Raw genomic sequence first — 5,947 nt, 5'->3', positions numbered from 1 at the left:
TGATGGTATCACTCCTTGCTCGTTTGAACAGTACTTCAATGAACTAAATCTCGACAAAAGACCAAAACTACCTATTTGGACTTGTGATGAATCAAAAAATATAAACCCAAATCAATGTGTATTACAATTTTAACTATATTGAATCTTTATCTAAACCTGTCAACCTATTTTAGGTAATGACATTAAAAGCCGATTCGTGGTATTGCCCGATGAAAACCATTGGGTTCTCCACGCCCAAAACGGGCAGGTTTGGCAAAAGGAGTTTTATCGGTGGTTGAAGGAGACGTTGTAGAGACTTCTTGGGGAGAAGAGGTAAAGTTGATTTACCCTTTCTCCCGCAACGGCTTTAACAAATACTCCAAGCCATTCACTTTGATTTCGTAGATGGTGGCCAACAAACCGCCTAATTTCCCATCGGGAAAGCCTTTGGTATGAAACCAAACCAGGTACGGCTCGGGCAAATCGCAGAGAAGTGTGCCTTTGTATTTGCCAAACGGCATTTTAAACTTTACCAATTCCTGAAGATAACTCGAATCAAAATCGCTCATATTCTTGTCTATCAAAAAATTACACAGAGTTTCACAGAGATAATTCAATGGAGAACCACAAAGTGATTTTTTCTCTGTGGTTCTCCCTATTTTTCTCCGAGGTTCTCAGTGTCATCATTTCTCCCCAGGGTGATACGTTTTTTCGGCTTTTTTTACGACATCTTCTTTGTAAAACAACACGTCCTTAAACTTGCCTTGGGAATACATTAATCCTTGGTCGTTGAAGTGTTTGGAGGCGGTGTCGCCGCTTTCACCACCCGCCAACAGCGACTTGGCTTTGATGCGGGGGCCAAATTCCACGGCACAAATGAAGCTGTTTCCGCTCACGCCGTAGCGCTTGTTGGTGCCCGGATACGTGCGGCTGTTGTACGAAGGCAACATTCCCCACAACGCCGAGGCATATCCCACGGGAAAGCTCGGCTGATTGTCGTCGTATTTGGATTGTACATCGCCATTCAAGCGTTGAAAACGATTGATTTCGCCCCACGGCATTTGCCATTTGCCAAATTTTGTTTTGAGTTCGCTCATGGCGGCTACCATTGGGGCCGTTAATTGGCTCAGGGTAGCCGAAGCGGCAAACCGTTTGGTGCTTTCCACTTGGTCGAGTTCTCCTTCGTTGATGTACAAACGCGTGATGATCGGCGTCAGTTTTTGGGCCCATTCAATAGCCAATGTAGCCGCCACCGAGCTTTCTGAGGTATGGTAATCCCACTTTTTCAGGATAGAAATAGGCTCCGACAATTGCGCATACAGCGAATCGGAAGGTTTTACATTTTTTTCAAATGAGCTTACCAAGGCCGGCACCAATACCTCAAATGCCGAAAGATAGGTGTCGTATCCCGAGGCAATCACTTTGTCAAGCGTGTAGCCCGAACCTTGGCTCAACACCCGCACCGCATTCACTCCCCTGAAATTCTCCCCATCGGGTGCCATGTAGGCCGGATAATCTGATTTCTTAGGGCTGTTCACACCAGCGGCCGAAAAAGGCGTTGAGTTGCAGTTTTGCAGCCAACCATTTACGGGATTGTAAATATGTACGGCCTCCGCTACGGAGTGTAAGCCCTTCCATTCGGTGGCCGCCGTCGAGCCGTCCATTACTTTTGACCAGTTCATTGACTTGTCGCGGATAGGCACATAGTTGCCGTGCCAGTAGGCGATGTTGCCTTTGTAGTCGGCAAAAACCGTGCTGTTGGACGTGTTGGCTTTCAAATCCATTACTTTTTTGTAATCTTCAAACCCTTTGGCTTTGGTCCGATTCCAACTCTGAATCAAACTCGTCATGGAGCGATTGTACGAGCGAAGACTGATCCATTTACCATCGCGTTTGGCCATGATGGGGCCGTGATGCGTGTAGTAAGTCGTAAACGTTTTGGTTTGAAGATTGCCGCCTTCAAGGTATTTAATTGAGATTTTCTTTTCGGTAACGGGCTTTAGTTTTTGCTCGTATTCATAAAAAAATTGGTTACCTTTTTTCACCACTTTTTCGGCGTACATATCTGCTACGTCAACGTTACAGGAGGTATGCATCCAGCCGCAGTATTTGTTAAAACCCTGATAAACAAAAAATTGCCCCCAAGTTACGGCTCCGTAAGCGTGCAATCCTTCTTCGCTCACTACCTGTACTTCGGGACGAAAATAGAAAGTTACGTGGGGATTAATGTACAAAATGGCGTTGCCCGAAGCGGTTTTGGAAGGAGAAAACGCAAAGCCATTGGAACCGGTTTGGTATTCGGGGTCCTTGGGAACAACAACTGCGGCGGTGGCATCTCCCGAATAAAAGTTCTTCAATTCAGGGAGGGTCAATTCAGCGGTGCTGATGGCCCCAATACTGCCGTCGGTCCAAAGCAACTGATACCAAGGCTGAAATTTGGTTAAAAGTGCAGGCTTCACTTGCGGGTTTTTGTACAAATAATAATTGATACCATCGGCGTAGGCATTCAACAGTTTTTTCATCCACGGCTCTGCTTTATTGTAATCAGCAATGGCCTCCGTGGTATCAATCAACAACTTGATTTGCAAGTCATTGTACAGAGCCGATTCGCCTTTTAGCTCAGCAGTGCGACCCAATTTCTCGATGTAATTGAGCTCTACCCGTTTAAAATCATCTTCGCACTGCGCATACAGCAAACCGAACACGGCATCGGCGTCAGACTTGCCATAAATATGCGGAATGCCCCAATTATCACGAATAATGGTCACTCGTTTGGCCTGTTGCTGATAACGATTCACTTCAGCAGGTGTAAATTTTTGAGCCAACAGATGGAGTGGAAGCAAAAAAAGAAGGACAAAATTTTTCATACGATGGTTAAGATAGTTTGTGGTTTGTAGATGAGTGGTGAAGTATGTTCCGTGTTATTTCGTAGTTTTAACAAACTTATCAATTACTCCAACAAGCTCAAAAATAAATATCAATTCATTTTTTATATGCCGGCCAACTCCTATCCCTATAAAGGACTCTCCACTGTCGAAGTGGAAGAGTCACGCCAGAAAAACGGCAGCAACGCCCCCAAGCAGGCAGCTAACAACGCGTGGTGGGAGGCGTTAAAAGACACCGTGTTTGAACCCATGTTTTTGCTGTTGGTGGCTTGTACCGTCATTTATTTTTCGCTCAATCAGCTCTCGGAAGGCTTTTTCATGTTGGGAGCGATTGTCTTGGTTTCGGCCATTTCCTTCTACCAAGACTCCCGAAGCAAAAAAGCACTGGAAGCTCTCAAAGCATTCACGCAAGCCTCTGCCACTGTGATACGCAACAACAAAGTCGTCGAGCTTTTATCAGAAGAACTCGTGGTGGGAGATGTCGTGGTCGTTTCAGAAGGGGAACTCATTCCCGTTGACGGGAAACTGTTACAAATCCACGATTTTTCGGTCAATGAATCCATTTTGACGGGTGAAGCTTTTGTAGTGTATAAAGAAGTGGACTCCTCTGAAAACAATCAGGTTTTTCACGGCTCTTTGGTGCAATCGGGTCAGTGTGTTTTTGAAACCACAGCCGTTGGATCACAAACCCGTTTGGGCAAAATCGGGGCTTCGATGGAGCAAATTAAAGTTGAAAAAACACCCCTTCAACTACAGATTGACAATTTTGTAAAGAAAATGGCTATCGTTGGTGCCGTCATTTTCCTAATTATTTGGGGAATTAATTATTTTCATTCGCGCGATATTCTGGGAAGCCTACTCAAAGGGTTAACCATTGCCATGTCGGTATTGCCCGAAGAAATTCCCGTGGCTTTTGCCACGTTTATGGCGTTGGGCGCGTGGCGATTGATGCAGCAGGGTGTCATTGTCAAACAGACCCAAACCGTAGAAGCGTTAGGCACCGCTACCGTCATTTGTACCGACAAAACAGGAACGATTACCGAAAATAAAATGGAATTGTATCGGGTCTATGTTTTCAAAACCAACGCCGTTTTAAACGAAACCCAATGGAAACAAGACCCTGCCGTTGAACTCATCAGTACGGCCATGTGGGCCAGCGAATCCAGCCCCTTCGACCCCATGGAGAAGGCACTTCATGAAGCCTATCAGCACTTGGCAACCACCGATGAACGTCCTGATTTCAAAATGGCACACGAGTATCCACTATCAGGCAAACCGCCGATGATGACGCACGTTTTTGAAAATGGTGTAGGCAAACGCATCATTGCCTGCAAAGGTGCCCCTGAAGCCCTTATTCAACATTCTAAACTCACCGACCCAGAAAAGTCGGGTATTCAACAACAAATTGCTGACTTTGCCGCTGAGGGCTTGCGAGTATTGGGGATTGGCATTGTGGATTCCAATGAAGGTAGTTTTCCTGAAAAACAAGAAGATTTTACGTTCCGATTTCTGGGCTTGGTCGGATTCTACGATCCGCCCAAACATAACATTGAAAAAGTGTTTAAGCAATTTTACGACGCCGGCATTCAAGTTAAAATCATTACTGGCGACAACTCGCTTACCACATTGGCGATTGCAAAACAGGCTCATTTTAAAAACACTTCCCCTCCTATCACGGGCGATGAATTGATGAAACTCAGTGATAAAGAAATGGCAACGAAAATTAATGAGACGAGTATTTTCACCCGTATGTTTCCTGAAGCTAAACTAAAGATTATCAATACTTTAAAAGCCAACCACCAAATCGTAGGCATGACGGGCGACGGCGTCAACGATGGGCCTGCTCTCAAAGCCGCCCACATCGGAATTGCCATGGGAAAGCGCGGATCAGAGATTGCCAAACAAGCCTCCTCGCTAATTCTGGTGGACGATGATTTTGGCAAAATGGTGGACGCCGTGGCCATGGGGCGCAAGATTTATAACAACCTCAAAAAAGCCATTCAGTACATCATTTCCATCCACATTCCCATTATCCTGACGGTAGCTTTACCCCTGATTCTGGGTTGGGCTTATCCCGCTATTTTTACGCCCGTCCACGTGATTTTTCTGGAAATAATCATGGGGCCTACCTGTTCCATTGTGTACGAAAATGAGCCTTTGGAGAAAAATGCCATGCACCGACCGCCTCGTAGGATGAGTGACACATTTTTAAACTTAAAAGAACTGTCTATCAGCATCGTACAAGGATTGGTCATTACGTTGGGAACGCTGTTTTCGTATCAATACGCCGTTCGTCAAGGCTACAACGAAGACCTTACCAGAACGATGGTTTTTACTACTTTGGTCGTGGCAAACATCTTTCTAACGTTGGTTAATCGCTCGTTTTACTACTCCGTTTTTACGAGTTTTAAGTATAAAAACAATCTATTATCGGGAGTCATTGCGATTACGATTCTGATATTGGGAATGTTGGTGTACGTGCCGTTGTTTGCTTCGTTTTTCAAATTATCGCCACTTTCTGGTACTCAATTGGGCATTACTGCCTTAACAGGTTTTGTAACGGTAATTTGGTTTGAAGGCTATAAATGGGGAAAGAGGAAGAAATGGCTGTAGAAATATTTGTCAATGTTACTTATAGTCTTTGATTTATAGTCAACATCTTTAGAGTTTTGGCCTTGTGGATATAAAACTAAAAATAGGGCGTCGCATCAAAGAATTGAGGGAGCAGAAAAAAATGGCCCAAAAGGATTTGGCATACGCTGCTGACTTGGACAGAAGCTATATTGCAAGTATTGAAAATGGTCAACGAAATGTGTCTATTGTCAATATTGAAAAAATTGCTTCGGCACTTGGCGTATCACTAAAAGAATTTTTTAACGATGGCGAATTGTTTCACAATCACGAAAACCATAAAAAACAAAAAAGCCGTGAGTAATTTGATAACACTACAAAACGTAGTAAACGAAATCCCGCTGTAATATTTTGTGTGTTAACCCTTTTGTCCTGTTATTTTTGTTTCCAAAATCACAATTATGGCAAAAGTAAAAATTGAAATCACAACTGATATAGGCGAAACTGTTTTA

At 44.2% G+C, this 5,947-nt stretch carries 4 protein-coding genes; 2 read left to right on the top strand and 2 right to left on the bottom strand.

What is annotated here, in order from left to right; translation table 11 throughout:
• Nucleotides 1–323: 323 nt before the first annotated feature.
• Both Q0081_RS10170 and Q0081_RS10165 read right to left on the bottom strand, forming a co-directional pair.
• The gene (locus Q0081_RS10170; protein ID WP_298352314.1) at nucleotides 324–548 is read right to left on the bottom strand and encodes a DUF3820 family protein; all 225 of its coding nucleotides are present in this window, start codon (nucleotides 546–548) and stop codon (nucleotides 324–326) included.
• A gap of 114 nt (nucleotides 549–662) precedes the next feature.
• The gene (locus Q0081_RS10165) at nucleotides 663–2,846 is read right to left on the bottom strand and encodes a penicillin acylase family protein (protein WP_298352311.1); all 2,184 of its coding nucleotides are present in this window, start codon (nucleotides 2,844–2,846) and stop codon (nucleotides 663–665) included.
• A 126-nt stretch (nucleotides 2,847–2,972) separates the two neighbouring features.
• Here Q0081_RS10165 and Q0081_RS10160 point away from each other — a divergent pair, with 126 nt between their 5' ends.
• Both Q0081_RS10160 and Q0081_RS10155 read left to right on the top strand, forming a co-directional pair.
• Nucleotides 2,973–5,477, top strand: coding sequence for a cation-translocating P-type ATPase (locus tag Q0081_RS10160; RefSeq protein WP_298352308.1), 2,505 nt, complete (start codon nucleotides 2,973–2,975; stop codon nucleotides 5,475–5,477).
• A 64-nt stretch (nucleotides 5,478–5,541) separates the two neighbouring features.
• Nucleotides 5,542–5,799: a helix-turn-helix domain-containing protein gene (locus Q0081_RS10155; RefSeq protein WP_298352306.1), complete on the top strand. Its 258-nt coding sequence runs from the start codon at nucleotides 5,542–5,544 to the stop codon at nucleotides 5,797–5,799.
• Nucleotides 5,800–5,947 lie beyond the last annotated feature (148 nt).

Origin of the sequence: Runella sp. (genome assembly GCF_027484545.1) — a bacterium.
GTDB lineage: Bacteria > Bacteroidota > Bacteroidia > Cytophagales > Spirosomataceae > Runella.
This window is presented reverse-complemented; position numbering and strand designations above follow the sequence as displayed.

Coding starts and splice junctions, on each gene's coding strand:
- Q0081_RS10165 (WP_298352311.1), bottom strand. CDS start 2,846: ATGAAAAATTTTGTCCTTCTTTTTTTGCTTCCACTCCATCTGTTGGCT.
- Q0081_RS10160 (WP_298352308.1), top strand. CDS start 2,973: ATGCCGGCCAACTCCTATCCCTATAAAGGACTCTCCACTGTCGAAGTG.
- Q0081_RS10170 (WP_298352314.1), bottom strand. CDS start 548: ATGAGCGATTTTGATTCGAGTTATCTTCAGGAATTGGTAAAGTTTAAA.